The organism is Staphylococcus intermedius NCTC 11048 (assembly GCF_002902385.1).
GTDB lineage: Bacteria > Bacillota > Bacilli > Staphylococcales > Staphylococcaceae > Staphylococcus > Staphylococcus intermedius.
Genome location: NZ_PPQH01000078.1, coordinates 1 through 21737 on the forward strand (window position 1 = coordinate 1; position 21737 = coordinate 21737).

14 protein-coding genes are annotated in these 21737 nt (G+C 38.0%); 8 read left to right on the plus strand and 6 right to left on the minus strand.

Annotated features, from left to right (window positions below):
* The first annotated feature begins 65 nt into the window (after positions 1–65).
* Both CD138_RS14340 and CD138_RS12250 read left to right on the plus strand, forming a co-directional pair.
* On the plus strand, positions 66–344 hold the full coding sequence (locus tag CD138_RS14340) for a hypothetical protein (protein ID WP_167414218.1): 279 nt from the start codon (positions 66–68) through the stop codon (positions 342–344).
* Positions 256–1404 carry an SH3 domain-containing protein gene (locus CD138_RS12250; RefSeq protein WP_019167474.1) on the plus strand — a complete coding sequence of 383 codons (1149 nt, stop codon included), beginning with the start codon at positions 256–258 and terminating at the stop codon, positions 1402–1404. Before CD138_RS14340 ends, CD138_RS12250 begins: the two co-directional genes overlap by 89 nt.
* Before the next feature lie 499 nt (positions 1405–1903).
* On the opposite strand, the gene CD138_RS12255 is transcribed toward CD138_RS12250, so the two are convergent.
* The gene (locus CD138_RS12255; protein WP_026066772.1) at positions 1904–3553 is read right to left on the minus strand and encodes a phospho-sugar mutase; all 1650 of its coding nucleotides are present in this window, start codon (positions 3551–3553) and stop codon (positions 1904–1906) included.
* A gap of 231 nt (positions 3554–3784) precedes the next feature.
* Between CD138_RS12255 and CD138_RS12260 the strand changes: the two genes are divergently transcribed.
* The 4 genes from CD138_RS12260 (at position 3785) to CD138_RS12275 (ending at position 10889) form a co-directional block, all read left to right on the plus strand.
* Positions 3785–4957, plus strand: a complete 1173-nt coding sequence (locus tag CD138_RS12260) for an LCP family protein (RefSeq protein WP_019167476.1) — start codon at positions 3785–3787, stop codon at positions 4955–4957.
* A 14-nt stretch (positions 4958–4971) separates the two neighbouring features.
* Complete coding sequence (locus CD138_RS12265; protein WP_019167477.1) at positions 4972–5442, plus strand: DUF2538 family protein; 471 nt, start codon at positions 4972–4974, stop codon at positions 5440–5442.
* 602 nt (positions 5443–6044) lie between these two features.
* The gene (locus CD138_RS12270; RefSeq protein WP_019167710.1) at positions 6045–6476 is read left to right on the plus strand and encodes a GNAT family N-acetyltransferase; all 432 of its coding nucleotides are present in this window, start codon (positions 6045–6047) and stop codon (positions 6474–6476) included.
* Positions 6477–6791: 315 nt separating this feature from the next.
* Positions 6792–10889 carry a GW dipeptide domain-containing protein gene (locus CD138_RS12275; RefSeq protein ID WP_019167711.1) on the plus strand — a complete coding sequence of 1366 codons (4098 nt, stop codon included), beginning with the start codon at positions 6792–6794 and terminating at the stop codon, positions 10887–10889.
* A gap of 1189 nt (positions 10890–12078) precedes the next feature.
* Here the strand turns inward: CD138_RS12275 and CD138_RS12280 are convergent.
* Positions 12079–13911, minus strand: a complete 1833-nt coding sequence (locus CD138_RS12280) for an acyltransferase family protein (RefSeq protein ID WP_019167977.1) — start codon at positions 13909–13911, stop codon at positions 12079–12081.
* Between the two features lie 688 nt (positions 13912–14599).
* Between CD138_RS12280 and CD138_RS12285 the strand changes: the two genes are divergently transcribed.
* Positions 14600–15610 carry an acyltransferase family protein gene (locus CD138_RS12285; RefSeq protein WP_019167978.1) on the plus strand — a complete coding sequence of 337 codons (1011 nt, stop codon included), beginning with the start codon at positions 14600–14602 and terminating at the stop codon, positions 15608–15610.
* A gap of 113 nt (positions 15611–15723) precedes the next feature.
* The gene (locus CD138_RS12290) at positions 15724–16881 is read left to right on the plus strand and encodes an aminotransferase class I/II-fold pyridoxal phosphate-dependent enzyme (protein ID WP_019167979.1); all 1158 of its coding nucleotides are present in this window, start codon (positions 15724–15726) and stop codon (positions 16879–16881) included.
* A gap of 124 nt (positions 16882–17005) precedes the next feature.
* On the opposite strand, the gene menB is transcribed toward CD138_RS12290, so the two are convergent.
* From menB to CD138_RS12310, 4 genes are read right to left on the minus strand one after another with little or no spacing between them, the layout of a single operon-like run.
* The gene (menB, locus tag CD138_RS12295; protein ID WP_019167980.1) at positions 17006–17824 is read right to left on the minus strand and encodes a 1,4-dihydroxy-2-naphthoyl-CoA synthase; all 819 of its coding nucleotides are present in this window, start codon (positions 17822–17824) and stop codon (positions 17006–17008) included.
* Between the two features lie 16 nt (positions 17825–17840).
* Complete coding sequence (gene menH, locus CD138_RS12300) at positions 17841–18632, minus strand: 2-succinyl-6-hydroxy-2,4-cyclohexadiene-1-carboxylate synthase (RefSeq protein WP_019167981.1); 792 nt, start codon at positions 18630–18632, stop codon at positions 17841–17843.
* Entirely contained in the window at positions 18619–20289 is a 1671-nt protein-coding gene (gene menD, locus CD138_RS12305; protein ID WP_019167982.1) for a 2-succinyl-5-enolpyruvyl-6-hydroxy-3-cyclohexene-1-carboxylic-acid synthase, read from the minus strand. The genes menH and menD overlap by 14 nt, the downstream gene beginning before the upstream one ends.
* Positions 20282–21640, minus strand: a complete 1359-nt coding sequence (locus CD138_RS12310; RefSeq protein WP_019167983.1) for an isochorismate synthase — start codon at positions 21638–21640, stop codon at positions 20282–20284. The genes menD and CD138_RS12310 overlap by 8 nt, the downstream gene beginning before the upstream one ends.
* Between the last annotated feature and the right edge of the window lie 97 nt (positions 21641–21737).

Here is a 21737-nt window from a genome sequence, read left to right on the forward strand (position 1 = left end):
ACTTTATTTTAATAATTATTTGATATATATAAAGATAAAGCATGGCGATATCAAGGAGGAAAAGGATGAAAAATAAGTCTAAATCATTAAAATTCACTACAAAAATAAGTATGACGACAGCCTTTATTTTAGGAGGATTATCATTTGCAAATTGCAGTAATTCAATAGATAAATATCTTAATAGTTCTTTATCACATCAAAAAGTAATAGTTGCATCATTAAATTTAATAAGCTCTTTTAAAGATCAAAATGCTTATGCAATCGCGGGGAACACGACGCATTGGTCACAAAAAAAATGCAACACAATACATACAAAATCATATCGGCGTCGGCGTCGATTTTGATGGTTATTATGGGTATCAATGTATGGATTTAATTGTGGATTACATGTACCAATTATCAAATGGAAATGTTCGCTTAAACGGAAATGCCTATCAAGCGAAAAACAATCAATTAGGCAACTATGCAAAAGTTTTTCCTAAGAAGCCTGGATTTGTACCGAAAGCTGGAGATATTGTGGTCTGGTATCCAAGACCATGGAATGCCCATTATGGTCACATCGGTATCGTTAAAGAAGCTTCTTCAAAGCAATTTACTTCCCTAGAACAAAATATTAGAGGGAACCTCTCATTTGGTGAAGTTGGTCGATTAGCTACGCATCAATATTCGGATGTTGCTTATTTTATCAGGCCAAACTTTTCAAATAAGGATCATAAAGCTGATTCATCCTATTCCGATACATCCTTAAACCCAAATGCCGTTGTCAGCGATTGGATGAAAACAAGAAGTGGTGTTACATACAGACATGAAAATGGACAATATACCGTAACGAGAATTCAAGGTGCGGCAGTGTACAGTGCACCGAACAATGATGGTAAACAAGTCACGAATTTGAAACCTACTACAATACTTAATTATGATTATAAGTACGTTAATGATGGATACGTATGGGTTAGTTTTGAGAAAAATCATCATCGATATTATGTTCAAACCGGCTACAGTGATGGGAAAATTGGATATAAAATTGGAAGTGAGCCATTCGGTGCCTTTACTAAAGTGAACTTTTCAGAACTTAGCTATTCAGATGTACCTTATAATAGCAATGCGATCACAAGTGAATGGCAGAAAACAAAATCAGGGATCAAGATGCGTTACGAAAATGGCAGATTCAAAGTTACGAAAGATAAAGGTGTTGCCATCTATAGTCAGCCGAACAATGATGGTAAACAATTTGATACATTGAAAAAACATCAGCATTTAATTTATGACTATAAATACATTAATGATGGATATGTATGGCTGGGGTTTGAAAAAAATGGTAAGCGATATTACGCACAGGTCGGTTATAGTGACGGCAAATACGGTTACAAGCCAAAAACAAAACCATTCGGCCAATTTGATTAGCTTGAATAAAAATTGAGCCTCCTTATTCACACCTAAAGCCGAATTTTTTAATTAATGATGACATACAAAAACTTATTTTCATAGCTCAAAATCCCCATTATAGATTAAAGCAGGAAGCTTTGAAGCATGTAAGATTAATCAACCATTTCGTGAAAAAGCGACACCTCTCTTACATTAAGAGAAATGTCGCTTTTTGTATTATTTCCTGGTCGAGCACATTGAATAAAGAACTACTTTTATTTTTACACACAAAAGATTGACAAACCCGTGCAAGACTCCTGAGGCATAGAGTCGAAACTGAAAATCCACCAACGCTTCCAATACAAATGTATCAGTAAAATCAAAGCGTTGGTTAGTTGAAGTGAGGCGCCTCGGAAAGCGCAGCACGGTTAAGCAATCTTATATACTGCTCAACATCAAAATAAGATACTTAAAACGCGAGACCATTGGTAGCAATCGTAAGCATTTCCCTATTTTCAACTAATGAGGGATAATGCTTTTACTCACGCAAATACGTCGACTTAAATGCCTCAATTACTGCTTCAAAATCAGCCACATTCAACGAGAAATACACCTTAATCTTCGGCTCCGTACCAGACGGTCTCAACGCAATAAAGCCCTCCTCAAATGTATAACGAATGACATCTGCTTGCGGTAAATCAATCACCGTCGTTGTACCATCAGCTAAATGCATCGTTTGCTGCGATAAATAATCCTCTTTCGTCACAATGTTTAAGCCAAGCAACGTGTCGCTCGTATCATTTCTAAAATGTGACATCAGCTGATCAATTTTCTGTCTACCTTGTTGACCAGCAAACGTCGGAGATAGTGTCAAATCATCATAGTGACCAATTTGCGCATAAATATCCTCCAGCACTGCTTTAAACGTTAAACCATTTTGCGATAACATTTGCTTATACTTCACTAATAACGGAATAAACTGAATCGCGTCCTTGTCTCTTGATAAATCTTTCGCAAGGTAGCCGTGACTTTCCTCAAATGCCAAAACGAGTTGTGCATCATCTGCTTCACGTTGTTGCAGTTGCTCTGAAATATATTTAAAGCCAGTTAATACGTTCACCACTTCTACATTTAAAGCTTTCGCAAGCGCTTCACTTAAAGCCCCTGTCACAATCGATTTAATAATGTAAAATTGATCGCTTGTCGGTTGCAGTTCTTGATAGCGTAGTTTCATTAAGATGAGTCCGATTTCATTACCATTAAAATAACGTGTTGTTCCGTCGTCATATCTTTCCACAAACCCAAAACGGTCAGCATCTGGGTCAGTCGCGATGATGAGTGATGCGTCTTCTTGTTCAGCAAGACGAATGCCATATTCAAATGCCGCTTCCTCTTCTGGATTGGCACTTTTAACAGTGGGAAAACGTCCGTCTGGTTGAGATTGTGTTGTTTCAATAACAAAATCATCAAATCCAAGCTCTGTCAGTAATGTCGCACCTAATGGCAAACTCGTTCCGTGAAGACTTGTTAATACGACTTTTGCACCATGTGATTCAATTGGACCGACAAGCGCTTTAACCCCTTCTTTATACGCCTCAGTCACTTCTTCAGCTAATGGCATAATCATTCCAGCGTCACGTAATGCCTCAAAATCTTTCGCTTTAATTTCTAACGGAGATTCAATCGCATTGATGTACTGGCTTAACGCTTCTGATGTACTTGGTAACAATTGACCACCGTCTGGGCCATAAATTTTAATGCCATTGTAATGACTTGGATTATGACTCGCTGTAATCATCACACCTGCCGTCGCTTGTAAATGACGAACCGCAAAAGATAGCTCAGGCGTTGATTTATAATTGTCCGCCAATACCACTTTGATACCTTCAGTTGCTAATACACGAGCAATTTCACGACCAAAGTCTTTCGATAAAAATCGCGTGTCAAAATGGATGACAACAGTCGCATCTGATTGTTTCCCATTTAAATATTGTGCTAAACCGAGTGCAACTTTACGGACTGTAAATAAATTTAAGCGTCCGGGTCCAATGCCAAAAGTGCTTCGAATTCCTGCAGTCCCAAATGTAAGTACCTCTTCAAAGCCGGCTTGTTGTTCTTCTTCGGTTTGTGCTTCAAAAAATTCGCGCACTAAACTTTCATCTAGTTTCGACATCCATTGTGCTTTCAAAACATCCACCATCCTCATGTGATACATTAATTATAAAATAACGGGGTTCAAACATGATTGAGTTCCCTTATTCACCATATTAATTTCATTATACATCAACTACCCGCTTCCAACATAGAAACCGACTGATCTCTACAAAACAGATGAAATGGTATGAAATGATTGAAAAGTCATCAACACTTCATTACAATATATAATCATATGTAAAATACCTGTTAGGAGCAATTCACTATGAATAAAGGACTCAAATATTTACTCTATTTATTAGCGCTAATGCTGATAGTTGTTCCTACAATTTTCGCATTCACTCTTTTTAACTCATCAAAAAATGCTTTTGACGACTCGTTCTCACAATCGGATGAACGCCAATCCCAATTAAGAGATTCAAAAGTCAATGCTGCAAAACAACCCATTTCCATTTTATTTTTAGGAATAGATGACAGCAGTACAAGAAGACAAAATGGACAAAGTGCCGAGCAATCCCGTACAGATGCGATGATTTTATCAACATTGAATCCTGACGAACATCAAATTCGTTTGCTCAGTATTCCGCGTGATACGTTAAGCTTCATTCCAGAAGTTGGTTACTATGATAAGATTACACACGCACATGCATATGGTGGTCCAGAAGCCTCAATGCGTACAATCGAAGCCAATTTAAATGTACCTGTTGACTACTATGTTCGTATTAATATGGAAGCTTTTGCAAAAACTGTAGATGAACTCGGTGGCATTGAATTTGATGTCCCATATGATTTGAATGAACCAAATACTATGGACAAAGGTCGTATCAAGCTTAAAAAAGGAAAGCAACAACTTAATGGTGACGAAGTGCTTGCTGTGACACGTACACGTAAGCAAGACTCTGATTTAAAGCGCGGGCAAAGACAAATGGAAGTATTAAAAATATTGTTCAAGAAAGCCCAAGACACTAAATCTTTACACAAATTAGATGATATCATTGAAATTGTAGGAAAAAATTCAAAACACAACTTAAGTTACTCTGAAATCCAAGCACTCGCGACAAACTACCTAGCAAATGATGTAGAAATTAAATCACAACAACTTAAAGGTGAAAATGAATTACTGAACGGTATTTATTACATTAATCCTGATGTTGATAATTTAATCGACACGTCTAACATTTTACGTAAAGACTTAGGTTTAGCACCCATTAAAGACAGAAATCAATTTTTAGTTGAGCGAGTGAAACAATACTATGGAGAAATTCCACCACTCACGTATCTAGAATCATCATTGTTGCAAGATGTTAAAAAGTTAATGCCAAAAGATGATAACAATGATCAAAATAATACAGGTGAATCAGCTGATACCACGAATGACACAATGAATAATCAGCAACAAGGTATACCGGAGCAAAATCCTGATGGTTCATACTATTAATAGGAGGTTCACACATGGCACGTCATACACAAGAAAAAATTAGACATATCAATGGCATATTTAATATGCTTGAGCAACAAATCATTCACAGCAAAGATATGGCGCATTTTCGTCAAGAGCTTTTTTATGTGAATCATACGCATCGTGAGAACTACGAAGCACTGTTGCTTTATTATCAGGAGAGTGAAACGAATCCTGTCATTAATGGGGCATGTTATATCGTCGCCCTCCCTGAGATTTTTGATGCCATTGATGTCTTTGAATCGCCATTACCATTTTCTTGGGTTTATGATGAAAATGGTTTAACACCAGCAATGCAAAACTTAAGCGTGCCGATTCAATATCTTGTCGCTGCCGCATTAGAAGTGACAGATGTAAATATTTTCAAACCTTCTGGCTATACAATGGGCATGAACAACTGGAATCTTGTACAAATGCGCTTGTTCTGGCAATATACGGCCCTTATACGCCAACAAGCAATGTAACCACAGACGCATTAACGTTATATTATTGATTAAAACAGGCTATGACATAAAAAATTTTGATGATATTGATGCAATATATTGTTTAACTTGCCCTTCCGCTTTGAATTGTATTTTTGATTGCCTTCATGGCTTCGCATTCTTAGGGGCTGGCCCTTCAACTAACTAACGCTTGATTAAACTGTTACATTTGTTGAAGCGTTAGTGGATTTTCCGGACCAGCTGATCCCTCAAGAGTCTCAGCCTTCTGGCAATCATACTCCAAATACTGGAACAGAGGGCAAGTTTCTAAAATGAAGACAATCCATATCATCCACTTTTTATGTCCAACTCTTCCTCATTTTCGTAGTTATTATCATCAACTGTAGATATATCTTCACGATAAACAGGACTGGGAAAACTTAATGACCCAGTCCTGTTCAATCTTTTTATAGCCTCATCCTTTTCATTGAACTGAAGACCACGCAAACATCAATCTTAAAAGCGCCCTTTTTCTCCCCTGCTTCTCCATCCCGCTCAATTCGATTTCAAAAATACTTTTATTCTATTACGAAATAGATTATGATAAACATTAAATCAATACGCTTATGAAAGGAATGAGCCTTATGATTAAAAAAGTTGAAACGGAGCAAGAATATCAAGATGTCCTTTTCGTTCGTGAAACAGTATTTATTCATGAACAAGGTGTCTCTCGTGAAGAAGAAATTGATGAACATGAACATACCGCACAATATTTCATTGCTTATAACGATAATCAAGAACCTATCGCAACAGCACGTTTTCGTAATGTAGAAGGCAGCGCGAAAGTAGAACGTGTTGCAGTAGTCAAAAGTGCGCGCGGTTTAGGTATAGGCAAACAACTCATGCAATATCTTGAACAAGCAGCGCACAAACAAGGGTATCATCATTTTAAATTAGGTGCACAAACGCACGCCATCCCTTTTTATGAATCATTAGGCTACCATGCGTACGGTGATGAGTTTTTAGATGCAGGTATCCCTCACTACAACATGGAAAAGCACCTCGTCGAATCGTAACATACGATTTCCCCACTTCGTTGCTAGAAATGACTCGAATTGAAATATGTTTTCTTTGTATGCTATTTCAATTCAGTCATTTAATATCATCCTCAAATTAATTATTTCAAATGAATTTTATTCAAAAACATTCCCTCTTTAATTATTTAATATTCCCTCAAATAATTCACTCTCTACAAAGATAAAGCAATAATATAAAAACGGCGTACGATTATTAAAATTAAATTACAATCCAGTTAAATTACACAAATCGCCCCCCAATAACTCTATAATGTTACTAATCAACTTTATATTTTATCTTAAAGGAGCAATAAAATGGTCAAAAAATTTGGTTATAAAACACCTACAATCGTTGCACTTACTTTGGCTGGAACTGCATTTTCTGCACAACATGCCAATGCCGCTGAACAAGTTGCACCCGAAAAAACACCTACGAACGTACTTGATGATCAATACGCATTACAACAAGCTGATGAAGCAAAGCAAACGACACAATCAACAACATTGGCAGGTTCAAAAGAATATAAGGACCCGTCACAAGTTGACATGACAGAAATCGATTCATCAGCAACAACAAACAACCGCGTAGAAGATGAACAACAAGATGAACAACAAGATGAACAACAGACTGCGACAAATGTTGAAGCAACATCAAAAGAAGGCACTGTAACTCATGGTACAGAAGAAAGTGCATCATCATTGACAGCTTCTGAAGATGAACAAACATTAAACACACAACAAAATACAGCTAATAAAGCAAACGATGATATGAAAGCAACAGTGACAGATGCTAATCAATATCCGTATCATTCAGAGGAAATTGATACACATGAAGATGCAGAAGTGTCACCAGATACATATCACGCATCTTACACAAACGACCAACAAAATGTACCAGCATCAACGCAACGTGTCACAAATCAAAATTCAAATCTAAAAGCAAGTACACCAAATACGACACAATCCGCTGTTTATAATCAGGAAGATGCGACAAATGCTGCACAAGAAATAAATATAGTACAAGTAGACGCAAACGCTGCACCAGTAAAAAATAAAACACAAGTAGACACAAAAGCAGCAACGCAAACAGCAACTTCAGCAACGGGGCAAACATCTGCGCAAACAAAAGCAACAACAGATGTGAAAGCAGCATCCCCAAAAGCAACATCATATAGCGCTAAATCAGCAACAGAGAAAGACATTAACGCGAACCCGGATGGTCCAACCCCACCACGTGTTGGCGGTAAAGGCGGACCTCCTGCTGCACTTTCACTTCAATCAACAGGTCAAACAGCGTTACGTACGGCGACATATAGCAAACCGAGTGCTTACCAACCAAAAGTAAAGTCATCTATTAATGATTATATTCGAAAACAAAACTATAAAGTCCCTGTTTATGAAGAAGATTATTCAAGTTATTTCCCTAAATATGGCTATCGAAATGGTGTAGGTAAACCTGAAGGCATCATCGTGCATGATACAGCAAATGACAACTCTACAATTGATGGCGAAATCAGCTACATGAAAAGAAATTATCAAAGTGCATTTGTGCATGGGTTTATTAACGGACAACGTATTATTGAAACGCAACCTACAGACTATTTAGCTTGGGGTGCGGGTGCCATTGCAAACCAACGCTTTATTCATATCGAACTTGTACACGTGCATACGCCAGAGGATTTCGCACGTCAAATGAACAATATGGCGGATTATGCGGCGACTAACTTACAATATTATGGACTTGCACCAGATAGCGCTGAATATGACGGCAGTGGTACCGTTTGGACGCACTATGCTGTTTCTAAATTTTTAGGTGGTACGGATCATGCCGATCCACATGGTTATTTGAGACAACACGGTTATTCTTATGATGAATTGTACGACTTAATCAATGAAAAATACCAAGTGAAAATGGGTTATGCATCACCAGCTAACTCAACTTCAACACCATCAAAACCATCAACACCATCAAAACCGTCAACTAATACAGGCTTAACCGTTAAAAACACAACAGGTTTCAGCCGTATTAACACAACGAACAGCGGTTTATATACGACAGTTTATGATGCAAAAGGTCATGCAACGAAGCAAACCAATCAAACATTAAAAGTAACAAAAGAAGCGACTTTAAATGGCAACAAGTTCTATTTAGTCAATGATGCTAAATCTAATCAGACACTCGGTTGGGTAAAATCACAGGAAACAACATATCAAGCGGCACAAGCTGAGAAAAAAGTAACAAAAACGTATACTGTCAAGCCAGGTACGACTGTTTATCAAGTGCCTTGGGGTACCTCATCTCAAACAGCTGGTAAAGTTTCAGGTACGACAAACCAATCATTTAAGTCTACTAAAGAACAAATGGTCGCAAAAACGAAATGGCTATACGGTACTGTTGGTAAAGTCACAGGTTGGATTAATGCAAGTAGTGTTGTTGCAAACGAACAAAAACCATCGACAAATACGGTATTAAAAGTAACAACTGACACAGGTTTAGGTCGAATTAAAGATAAAAACAGTGGCTTATATGCAACGGTTTATGATAAAACTGGTAAAGCTACCTCAGCCACAAATCAAACATTAAAAGTAACGAAAAAAGCAAGTGTCAATGGCCAATCATTCTACTTAGTAACTGACTATGCGACAGGAACATATGTCGGTTGGGCTAAACAATCTGATGTGGATTATCAAACAAGTAAGGCGCCATCTAAAGTAAGCCAAAATTATAACATTAAAGCAGGCGCGACATTGTATACAGTGCCTTGGGGTACAAGTAAACAAGTTGCGGGTACAGTAAAAGGTGCTACAACACAAACATTCAAAGCAACACAATCTCAAACTGTAGGTAAAGCGACATACTTATATGGTACAGTCGGCAAATTGTCAGGTTGGATTAATTCAACATCATTAACAGCACAAAAAGCAGTACAAAAAACAGTAGCAAGCAGTGTTACAAAAGCAGTTTCTCAAATGGGTCAACTCAACACGAAAAATAGTGGTTTGAAAGCTTCTATTTATGACAAAACAGCAAAAGACGCATCAAAATGGGCAGGTCAAACTTATAAAATTACGAAAACTGCTTCAGCTAACAATGAAAATTACGTGTTACTTCAAAATAATACAGGCGGTACACCACTCGGTTGGTTCAATGTTAAAGATGTCACAACACGTAGCTTAGACCCAGAAAAATCAGTCAGAGGTACTTTTACTGTGAACAACAATACATCTGGCGTCTATTCTATGCCTTGGGGTACTACGAAACAACGTATCGACACATTAAAAAATGCAACAAATCGTCTATTTACAGCTGTAAAATCTGTTAAAGTCGGCAATGACACGTTCTTATTAGGTTCAGTCAATCAGAAATTGGGCTGGATTAATCAAAAAGACTTAACTGCCACAGCAAATAAAGCTACAAGTCTTAAAACAACAGTCAACAGTGCAGTTAAAGGTGCATCCATCACAACTTTGAAAAAAGCAGAAGATTACGTCATCACTAACAAAAATGGTCACTATTACACTAACATTGGCGCTTCAAAAGCAGCTGGTACATTACAGGCATTTTATCACCAAATTTTCAAAGTCGAAAAATCATCTGTGCTAAATGGAATTACTTGGTACTACGGTGCTTTCCAAAACGGAACGAAAGGGTGGCTTAAAGCAGCTGACATACGTACATCTTTAATTCAACACACTGCAGTAAGTAGTACATTGAATGCAGCACTTAACAAACAAATGGCACTGACTTACCCGCCTCAAGTGCAGCACCAAGCAGGTAAATGGGTCAATGCCACACGTAAGGAAACTGAAAAAGCAATGAATACCGCAGCACTTGAAAAAGATCCAACACTCAAGTATCAATTTTTAAAACTTGATCAATATCAAGGACTCGGTATTACAGACCTCAATAAACTGTTAAAAGGTAAAGGTATTTTAGAAGGGCAAGGTGCCGCGTTTAAAGAAGCTGCACAAAAGCACAACATTAACGAAATTTACTTACTGTCTCACGCATTTTTAGAAACAGGTAACGGTACTTCTAAACTTGCAAATGGTGGCCACGTTGATAAAAACAACAAAGTGGTAACGACGGACAAAACAAAGTATTATAATATGTTTGGTATTGGGGCGTTTGATACAGACGCTTTACGCAATGGCTTTAAAACTGCTGAAAAATATGGTTGGAATACGGTCAGCAAAGCGATTGTCGGTGGCGCAAAATTCATCCGTGACCAGTACATCGGTTTAGGTCAAAACACATTGTACCGTATGCGTTGGAATCCACAACACCCAGCTACACATCAATATGCGACTGATATCAATTGGGCAAATGCCAATGCCAAGCGCATGAAATATTTCTATGATCAAATTGGCGAACATGGAAAATACTTCGATGTGGATGTCTATAAAAAATAACTATAGCAAAAGAAGCTCTAGTCATCTTTACGGTGATTAGAGCTTTTTCATATTTCAGGGTAGTTTGGTGGTAAAACGTATCGCAAAACAGGCGAAACTATGCGACCTACTGATTGCCTCATCGCCCAAAAATATAGGCAGCAGAAAAAATTGCAACCCACCTCCCCTATTTTGAAACCTCAACTTGTTTTGCTATCCTTTGTTAGTCATCCAAATGACGACATAGCAGAACGCGAGCCCTTAAATGTCAATTCACTCAACACTCATCTCACCCCACCACAAAATCAGAGTCAGTCACAAAATAAAATACATCACAAAATAGGAAGTAACGGTGATGAAAACTCGACTCATCTTTCCTTGTATTGTAACTACATTTTGCTTTACGTTTTGCATGTTCAAAATTGTACGCATTACCCAATACTATGGACTCAGTATGAATGATTGTAAATGTGGACGAGCACTGGGATGAACGCAAGCCCTTAAATGCCAATTCACTCAACACTCATCTCACCCCACCACAAAATCAGAGTCAGTCACAAAATAAAATACATCACAAAATAGGAAGTAGCGGTGATGAAAACTCGACTCACCTTTCCTTGTATTGTAACTACATTTTGTTTTACGCTAGGCATGTTCAAGATTATTCGCATTACCCAATACTATGGACTCAGTCTGGATGATTGTAAATGTGGACGAGCACTGGGATGAATGCAAGCCCTTAAATGCCAATTCACTCAACACTCATCTCACCCCACCACAAAATCAGAGTCAGTCACAAAATAAAATACATCACAAAATAGGAAGTAGCGGTGATGAAAACTCGACTCATCTTTCCTTGTATTGTAACTACATTTTGCTTTACGTTTTGCATGTTCAAGATTGTACGCATTACCCAATACTATGGACTCAGTCTGAATGATTGTAAATGTGGACGAGACTCCCGAGGGATCAGACGCAGCCGAAAATCCAATTTGGCTTCCATCCAATGTACACCTTAATCAAGCCAAATTTAGTTGAGGCAAGTCCCCTGGGAACGCGAGTCCTTAAATGTCAATCATCCAGACAAGTCCATACAAACCGAAGGTAATTCTAAAATCTGAAAATGTCGCAAAAGCAAAATGAACACACCTTTTGTTTCAATACATAGAGAAAAAGCGATCAATGGTTTTCACCATCAACCGCTTCTTCTCTATTTTGCTTTATCTTTATTTTTCGACTGACTCTGATTCGCCTTCATCTCTTTATCCAACTCTGACACGAGCTTCTGAATGCCTGGATATTCTAAATGTATCCCATCATACGCAAAATATTCCGTATGACCCACACCGACCTTATTCCAATCAACCAGTGTCACATGTTTGTGTTTATCAGCGACTTTTTTAAGCAACTGATTCACATGGTCTTTATAGTCACGCGGCACGGTTGTATTGATTAAATAAACATCGGCTTTATCAAAATCTTTAACAAGGGTTTCGATTTGATCTTGGTCAAAATCACCATTCGTACCAATTTGAATCACAACCGGCTGCCCTTTTTGATTAAATGACGTGTAGTTTTTTGCAACCTCAATTGCTGCACCCATTGACCGACCGACTTGCGCATCAATGGTTGGCTTTTGATAATGTTCGTCTAGATAATAGCCCATCCCTACTGTTAATGAATCACCAATAAAGAGCGGTGATTGCTTTTTAGGATCAAACTTTTCTTCTTTCTGCTCATTTTCAGCTGGATTTTCTGCTGGTTTTTCATTCTCTTTATGATTATTCTTATGATTCGTTTGATAACTGTTCGCCTTTTTCTCTTGTTTAGCAAGATAATCAAATTGACCTGTGAGTACTAAAGCTGCCGATATCATAATCGCCAAAACAATCGGCGTACGAATCATCGTCAACCAAATTTTATCTTTTGAATAGAATGTTTTGAAACCATAACGTCTAAATGGCGTTTCGATAAACTGATATGAAATTTCTGCCATTAAAAATGTTAGCGCAATATCAATAATGTACACATAATATGGATATTGACCTGCGACAAAGTATTGATGGACAAATGTCACAATGACGTAATGCCATAAATATAAACTGTATGACCTTTTGCCGATGTACAAAAATACAGGATTACCCATGAATTTCGCAACCCGTCCATTCGGAAGTACGAGGCTAGCTATGAGTATCAATGTCAATAGTGAAATACAGTAAAATCCACCGCTATAAAGGATGAATTGTTGTTCGTTTACAAAATAGAACAATGTAAGTAATGCGATTAATGCGATAACACCTAAACTATCGATAATGTTAGCCGCAAATTTGGGCGGATGTTCCTTCAAGCGAAACGCCGGCCATATAAATGCAAAAATGACCCCTAGTAATAATGTTTGTAAACGGGTATCTGTTCCAAAATATGTACGTGCATGGTTTGTATCGGGCGTTGTCATATAAAACATTAATAACGCCGAAGCAATAGAAATGATGAAAAATGCAAGTACGACCCATTTTTTTCTTTTAAATATTTTAAAAAATAGCGTTAAAACAATTGGATAAAAGATATAAAATTGTTCTTCAACAGCCAAAGACCATAAGTGCTTTAATGGCATCGGTTTGAACTGGTCAAAATAGTCTACATCTTGGAAAATGTACCACCAGTTCGATACATATAACAATGCTGCAATCGCATCCCCTTTAACAGAATGTAATATCTGAGGGGCAAATAACACAACGTATAGAACTGATACTAACGTTACGAATAACATGGCTGGGATTAATCTTTTAAAACGTTTAATCCAAAAGTTTGCTAAATCGATAGTTTGATAGTTTTCATATTCAAATAATAATAATGATGTAATTAAATAACCAGAGATCACAAAAAATGTATCTACACCTAAAAAGCCTCCAGTTAGCCATTGTGAATTAAGATGATAAATAATGATAGCGATCACTGAAATTGCACGCAACCCATCCAGTCCCGGCAAATACCGTGGTGGATGTTGCAATCGTTTCATTCCAGTAAAATTATGATGTAACATAACAACATTCTCCTAATTGATGATTTATTCAGAAACGATTTGTGGATATATGCTATTCAATTTACCACAAAATTATCCTAAATAAAACAAATAATATATGACTTATCGTAAAAGTAATTTTGCATAGAGATGGGTATAAAAGTTTTTGATGCTATTGCTGAGTGTATTGCTTAATTTGCCTTTGATATCGTTTGTCGCTTTTAATTGTCACGCACTGTTTCTCAAAAGTACAGCCATTGAGAAGTCAGACAGCTCTTGCGATAAACAGAAACCACTATGAGCGTGATGTTCCTTTTCATCTTTTTTACAGCAGTGCTAGCCTTCCAGACAAACGCACATGAAATACAGATTACCGAGAAAAAGTGATGCAATCAAGAAAAACAACTGCATCATTTTTAAATCCAATTCCTTCATATTAACGACTGTTTCAACATTATCAATGCATATAAAGATCTAAGTCATGATAGCTGAGAGCAAGCCCCGACACTAGGGGATCATCAGGCAGTCGCATTACACTTAACGTTTATTTTAAGTCCCCTCAATTATTATAAGCGAAAATGAATCTTTCTCAACACTGTACTTTTAATATTCTTGCAAATGATTGTGTTTAATATTCATTTTCTTTGCATTATGAAATGGATTTATAATAACCTAATGTTGATATTTCAAAAAGGAGACACACCGTATTATGGCACAAACTATAAAGAGAGACGCATTTTTTGATAATGCACGTGCAATCTTAATATTTCTTGTTGTCTTTGGACATTTAATACAACCTTATACTGACGCACATCCAACAGTAAATGCACTTTATCTTCTGATTTATAGCTTTCACATGCCAGCTTTTCTGTTTATTTCTGGTTACTTTGCTAAAAATGTTGGACAAGCAGGTTATATCGAAAAAGTGGGTAAAAAATTATTAGGTCCATACTTAATCTTTTTTGCATTTTTTTCGATCTATTACTTTATTACTGGTAAGAATAGTACATTAGTTTTAGATCCATTTGACCCAGTGTTTGCACTTTGGTTTTTATTGACACTCTTTTTCTTTAATGTCATTATCGTCATTGTACATCAATTCAAACCAATTTATGTGCTCCCGATTGCGATTTTAATTGCAGTGTTAGCTGGTTTTTCTACAGATGTGAATGGCTATCTGAGTTGGTCACGGACACTCGTCTTCTTCCCTATTTTCTACATCGGTTATATAATGGATGGAAGATTTAGTCGATTTGTCCGATTGAAACGTTTTATGCCCATTTCAGTGATAGTGCTAGTGGGTTTCTTCATTTTTTATATCATTCACCCTATCGATTCGGATTGGTTACTCGCAAGTACACCATATAAAAATATTGAAGGTATCGCATTTTTATTGAGCCCGTTAAAAAGATTAAGTTTATACGTCATTATTTTAGTGTCGATGTGCGCCTTTCTTAATTTAGTTCCTAGAGGTCATCATGCATTCACATATATCGGATCACGTACAATGTATGTCTATTTACTACACGGCATTTTTATTGGCATCATTCGCGGTCATCAAATTTATCCATTTATTGAACAACCTGGATTAGGCTTAATCTATAACTTCCTACTCTCTTGTCTAATCGTTTGGATATGGTCAAGTAGTTTTGTAGCAAAATGGACGAATCCTGTTGTTCATTTACAACGCCCTTCTGCATTTAAACCTTACAATCAATAACTGATGAAGTTAACATAAGGATACATGTCTGATAGCCATCACTTTACATTAGATTTTGGCTATACGGTCGTGTTATTCTAAATGTTAACTTCTCTTTTTTAGGACGTGATAAGATGAAATTAGAACTCAATACATACGCACAGTATTTAAAAGCACCGAGTATTCGCCAATTTTCGAGTAAAATCAGTGAAATGAGTGATGTCATTAATCTAACTATTGGTCAACCGGATTTTCATATGCCTGATACCGTTAAACAAGCATACCAAAATGCGATTGCCAATGATTATACGACTTATTCTCACAATAAAGGGCGTCGTGACACTCGTGAAGCTGTCGCAGATTATTATCAATCCCGCTTCAATGTGCATTATGATCCAGAAGAAATTATTATTACGAATGGTGCATCTGAAGCATTAGATACGGCGCTTCGTTGTATCATTAATCCAGGCGATGAAATTTTATTACCTGGCCCTGTCTATGCGGGTTATATTCCACTCATTCAAACATTAGGGGGCGTACCTGTTTTTATCGATACACGTGACACCGGGTTTAAAGTGACACCTGAAGCGATACAACAGCATATTACACCGCGTTCACGTGCGATATTGCTCAACTATCCTTCTAATCCAACAGGAGCGATTTTGACGGCTGAAGAAGTGGCTGCAATTATCGAAGTGTTGAAGGATCAGCCTCTCTTTGTCATTAGCGACGAAATTTATGCTGAAAACACTTTCGGTCACACGCACACATCTTTTGCGCAGTTTGATGACATCCGAGATCAATTATTGTTGATTAATGGTTTGAGTAAATCGCATTCGGCTACAGGCATTCGTATCGGCTTTCTATCCGGCCCACAGTACTTAATCGACAAATTGACATTTATGCATGCGTATAACTGTATTTGTGCCAATGTGCCCGCACAAATGGCAACAATCGCTGCTTTACGTGACGCTGTCGATGCACCACAAGCGATGAATCAAGCCTATGTCGAACGTCGAGACTACCTTGTCAATGCATTGCAATCAATGGGCTTTCGTTTAGACGGTGTGCCACAAGGTGCATTTTACATTTTTCCTAATATCGAAGCCTTTGCCGAAGATGACTTTACTTTTTGTGTCGACGTATTAGAAAATGCAGGTGTTGCGATGGTACCTGGTTCCGCATTTACTGATTTCGGTAAGGGATACGTTCGCATCTCGTACGCGTATGATATGGCACAATTGCAAGAAGGCATGGCCCGTTTACGTCGTTATTTAGAGGAAAAATACTAATCCATCCCTTTATTCGAAAAAATGCTTTGAAAACGTAATAGTCGCTTATCATCATACAAAAGCCCGTTTGATTCATTTTAAGGATGAATCAAACGGGCTTTATATTTAACATCTACTTAAAATCTTATGGGAATTTAGGGAACTGATCAAAGTCAGGCTCACGTTTTTCTTTAAACGCGTCACGACCTTCTTTCGCTTCATCTGTTGTGTAGTATAACAGTGTCGCGTCGCCAGCGAATTGTTGTAAACCAGCTAAACCATCTGTATCGGCGTTCATCGCTGCTTTTAAGAAACGTAACGCTGTTGGTGAATGACGCATAATTTCTTTACACCATTGCACTGTTTCATCTTCAATGTCAGCAAGAGGTACAACAGTGTTGGCCATACCCATGTCTAATGCTTGTTGTGCATCGTATTGACGACATAAGTACCAAATTTCACGTGCTTTTTTATGACCGACAATGCGCGCTAAGTAGCCTGAACCATAACCCGCATCAAAAGACCCTACTTTAGGACCTGTTTGACCAAATTTTGCGTTATCAGCCGCAATCGTTAAGTCACATACGACTTGAAGTACGTTACCGCCGCCAATTGCATAGCCTTTTACCATCGCGATAACTGGTTTTGGAATAACACGAATTAAACGTTGTAAGTCTAATACGTTCAAACGTGGAATTTGGTCATCCCCCACATAACCGCCATGACCACGTACTTTTTGGTCTCCACCAGAACAGAACGCTTTGTCGCCTTCACCTGTTAATACAATCACACCGACACGTTCATCATCTCTTGCACGTGTGAATGCATCAATCATTTCTTGTACAGTGTTAGGTGTGAATGCATTATGTACTTCGGGACGATTAATTGTCACTTTCGCAATCCCTTCAAAAAATTCATATTTGATTTCTTTATATTCTTTTAATGTTTCCCATTGTCTTTCCATGGTGGACCTCCTCAAGTTAACCATTTATAAACTCTAATAGTATTGTATCAAATTTAACGCCATCTTCCACATTTACCGTATGACCGACTTGCGGTACGACAGTTAATCGTGCCTTTGAAAGCGCGTCAGACATACGTTCAGCCATATGAACAAATTTTTCATCCCATTCACCGACAATAAGTTGAACGGGTAATTTTAAGTTTTCTAACTGCGTCCATAAGTTTGGCATATGTCCCGTACCGTAATCACGTAATGCTTTCGCTAACCGTTCAGGTTGTTGCGCAAGTCTCAGTTGACGAATGTGTTGGCGTGTTGCCTCAGTTAAAAACCGCTGTGTTTGGAACAATGGCAATTTCTCCCAATCGTTGACAAACACGTCAATCCCTGCAATTTCAAGTACACGTGCTCGCGCTTCATCGACTTGTTGACGCTCGACACGCGCCGCTTCTTCTTGAATACCGGGTGAACCACTTTCTAATATGACACCAGCTAACGCGTCTTCATATTTCAACGCATAAGCTAACGCGATACGTGCTCCCATGGAATAGCCATGCATATAAACCGCATATTCACTGAACTGTTGGCACACAGCATGCAACTGTGAACACACCCAGTCAAAATCCCATATCACATCTTGTGGTGACGTATCTTCGCCGTGTCCTGGCAAATCTACACATACCACATGGGCGTCTTGTGTCAAAGGCACGATATGTGATGCAAATGTCCGTTGATCACTGATAAAGCCGTGCAGTAATACAATCACTTTTTCCGTTTTTGACTGTGCCTCATACCAGTTATAATGTAACATTTACAACTTCACTCAATTTCTGATATAAATTTTGATGTGCTTCATAATTCGCTTCACGACTCGTCACAATCTCAAATAGTGTCGGTGTCATCGTCGTCAAATGACTATATTCGAACGATTGTAAATCTTGGAATCGTTTAAAGTTAAAATCATACAATAATGCTACATGTTCGAAGTTTAAACCAGTCGGTGTACCAAATAACCGTTCAAAATGTTCAGGTGCACTTTCTTTTTGTGGTAAATAAGAGAAAATGCCACCACCGTCATTGTTTAATAAGACGATATTCATATGAATGTCATTCAGTTTTGACATCAACAAGCCATTCATATCGTGATAAAAAGCAATATCGCCAATGAGTAATGTCACTTTTTTATGCACAGCCATCCCTAAAGCTGTAGAAACGACACCATCAATCCCGTTTGCCCCTCTATTCGCATAAATACGCGCTTGATGGTCAATATATAAATTGTCGATATCACGAATCGGCATGCTATTGCTGACAAATAGCGCATCGTCTGCCCCTAATTTATCGAGTACTCGACTGACATACGCCGCTTCATCATTCGCCGTTTTTTGATGTGCTTTAATCGCATGACGTGCCTGTTCTTCCATACTTTGCCATTGTCGTAACCACATTTTTCGGTAAGCAGCAGGAAGATCCCCTAATGTTCTGAAAAAGTCATTGGCCGACATTTCAAAAAAGAAATCTGGATTTTTCGGAAACGCATCGATATCTGCATTATTTTGGACTAAAATTTGTGTCGCATCTGTCGTTTTTAGCCATTGATTCAACTTTTTAGAAATGACTGGTTTACCAACACGAATGACAAAATCAGCCGACAAATCGAGCCCTGAACGTAGCAATAAATCATAAGTTGTGATGACATTCGGATGTTGTGTGGCGCGAATCCCATTGAGCGGATCAGCCAATATCGGTAAATCATATATCGTCGCAAAAGTTAAAATTTGCGAAATATCTTGATGTTGCATGTCCCCTACTATAATCAGCCCTTTAGATTGCTTCAACACCGGAAGAATTGCACTCAAATCCATCGTCTTTTGATAATGTGGACGTTCATAATGATATGACGTCAACAAATCTTGGCGCGATAAATCTGGCGTTAAAGGTTCGCGGAAAGGCAAATTGAAGTGCACTGGACCTTGGTGTGGCCCGTCAAAAAACTGACTTGCCTTTTGTAATTGATACTTATTCACATCAAAGGTATTTGGCGTCCCATCCGCAATCGGTAAATCGAATTGGAAGCGCACATAGTTTTGAAACATATTGACTTGATTAATCGCTTGTGGCGCACCTACACCTCTTAATTCATGCGGTCGATCGCTTGTCAATACAATGAGTGGCAAACGACTAATATGACTTTCAGCAACGGCAGGGACATAGTTTGCTGATGCTGTCCCAGATGTACAAAGAATCGCGACAGGACGCTGACTGCCTTTGATTAATCCTAACGCAAAAAAAGCCGCACTTCTCTCATCCGGATGAATCCACGTTTGAATATGTGGATGACATTCAAATGCGAGTGCTAAAGGTGTGGAACGTGACCCCGGACTAATCACGACCTCACGCAATCCATACGCATACAATTCTGATACAAAATGAAACACTTGCTCCGTCAAATAACGTTGATTAGTCATTTTCACTCACCCCTAAAGCGACCATCATCGGTTTAAATTTTAATGCTGTTTCAGCGACTTCTTCTGCGGCATCCGAATCTTTCACAATACCCGCACCTGCAAACAATAGTGCTTGCTGATGATTCATTAACATCGAGCGAATGGCTACGATAAATTCACAATCATCGTACATGTCTACCATTCCAACCGGCGCACCGTAAAGACCACGTGCACCAAATTCATGTGCTTCGATATATTCTAATGCGCGTGCTTTCGGATATCCGCCTAACGCAGGTGTTGGATGTAAATCATCTATTAACTCAATATACGATTGATACGCTAATGGGCCGCCAATTTCAGTATACAAATGATATAAATGGTCATTTTTCAATACTTTCGGCTCATGATTATAATCGGCATACTGAATAAACGGTCGAATATCTTCAAGAATACTTTCGACGACAATCCCATGTTCAATTAAGTTTTTTTCATTTTTTAACAGTGCATCAATACGCGCTTGATCTTGCGCTTCATTGTGTGTTCTTGGAATTGTTCCCGCAACGGCTTTCGTTGATAACATACCATTTGTCACTTTAAATAGTTGCTCTGGTGTTTGAGAAATAAAAATATCATCTTCTGACTCTAACACGAATAAATAACTATTTTTTTCATTTTTAAGTGCGCGATATAACACTGCCCCGATTTCAATATCTGCATCAAATTGCACCATACGACGACGAGAGAGCACAACCTTTTCATCATGCGCTAATTTTGCTGTCGTTGTCTCAACTAATGCTTGCCACTCGTCTTTATATATATCTTCAATCCGCTTAATTTGTGGTGATGCTGTATTTTGCACGACCACGCGCGGTACATGATTTAACATTTCAACTAATTCATAAAATCGCTCAATCGAAAACGCTTCTTTTTTTACAGTATAGGTTAAAAACGTTTCTTGATTGACTTGTGATATTAAGACTTCAGGTAAAATAAAATGATTCACACCAAAGCGACGCCATTCATCCCCCATCCGCTTAGTAGAAAATTGAAATCCACCGCAAATACGTAAATGATGGCGTTCAGAATCGGGATGGATCAATGCGATATCATCTTTAATTTTTTCCCATTCTTTAAAAATCGAACGTTTATTTGTAAAATCATTTTTTATTTTTGCTGCAACACGGTATCCAAAAAAAGAAGTTTCGTTATCATTTAATCGAAAATAAAAACGGTCCCCTGCATCTTCTTTCGACATATCGAACAATGTAATCGGATCTAATTGTCGTTCTAATTTGACTTCAACTGAGACCCATTGTTGTTTTGTTTGTTGTACCGCGTCGATGATTGCTTGTTCGCAGACATCAACACTCATCCCATACTCACTTCTTTCATCATAATCAAGTTTTATCCATTATTACATTTTAACATTTTTAAAGACGATTGTGTGCACAAGTGTCTTTTCCATAATA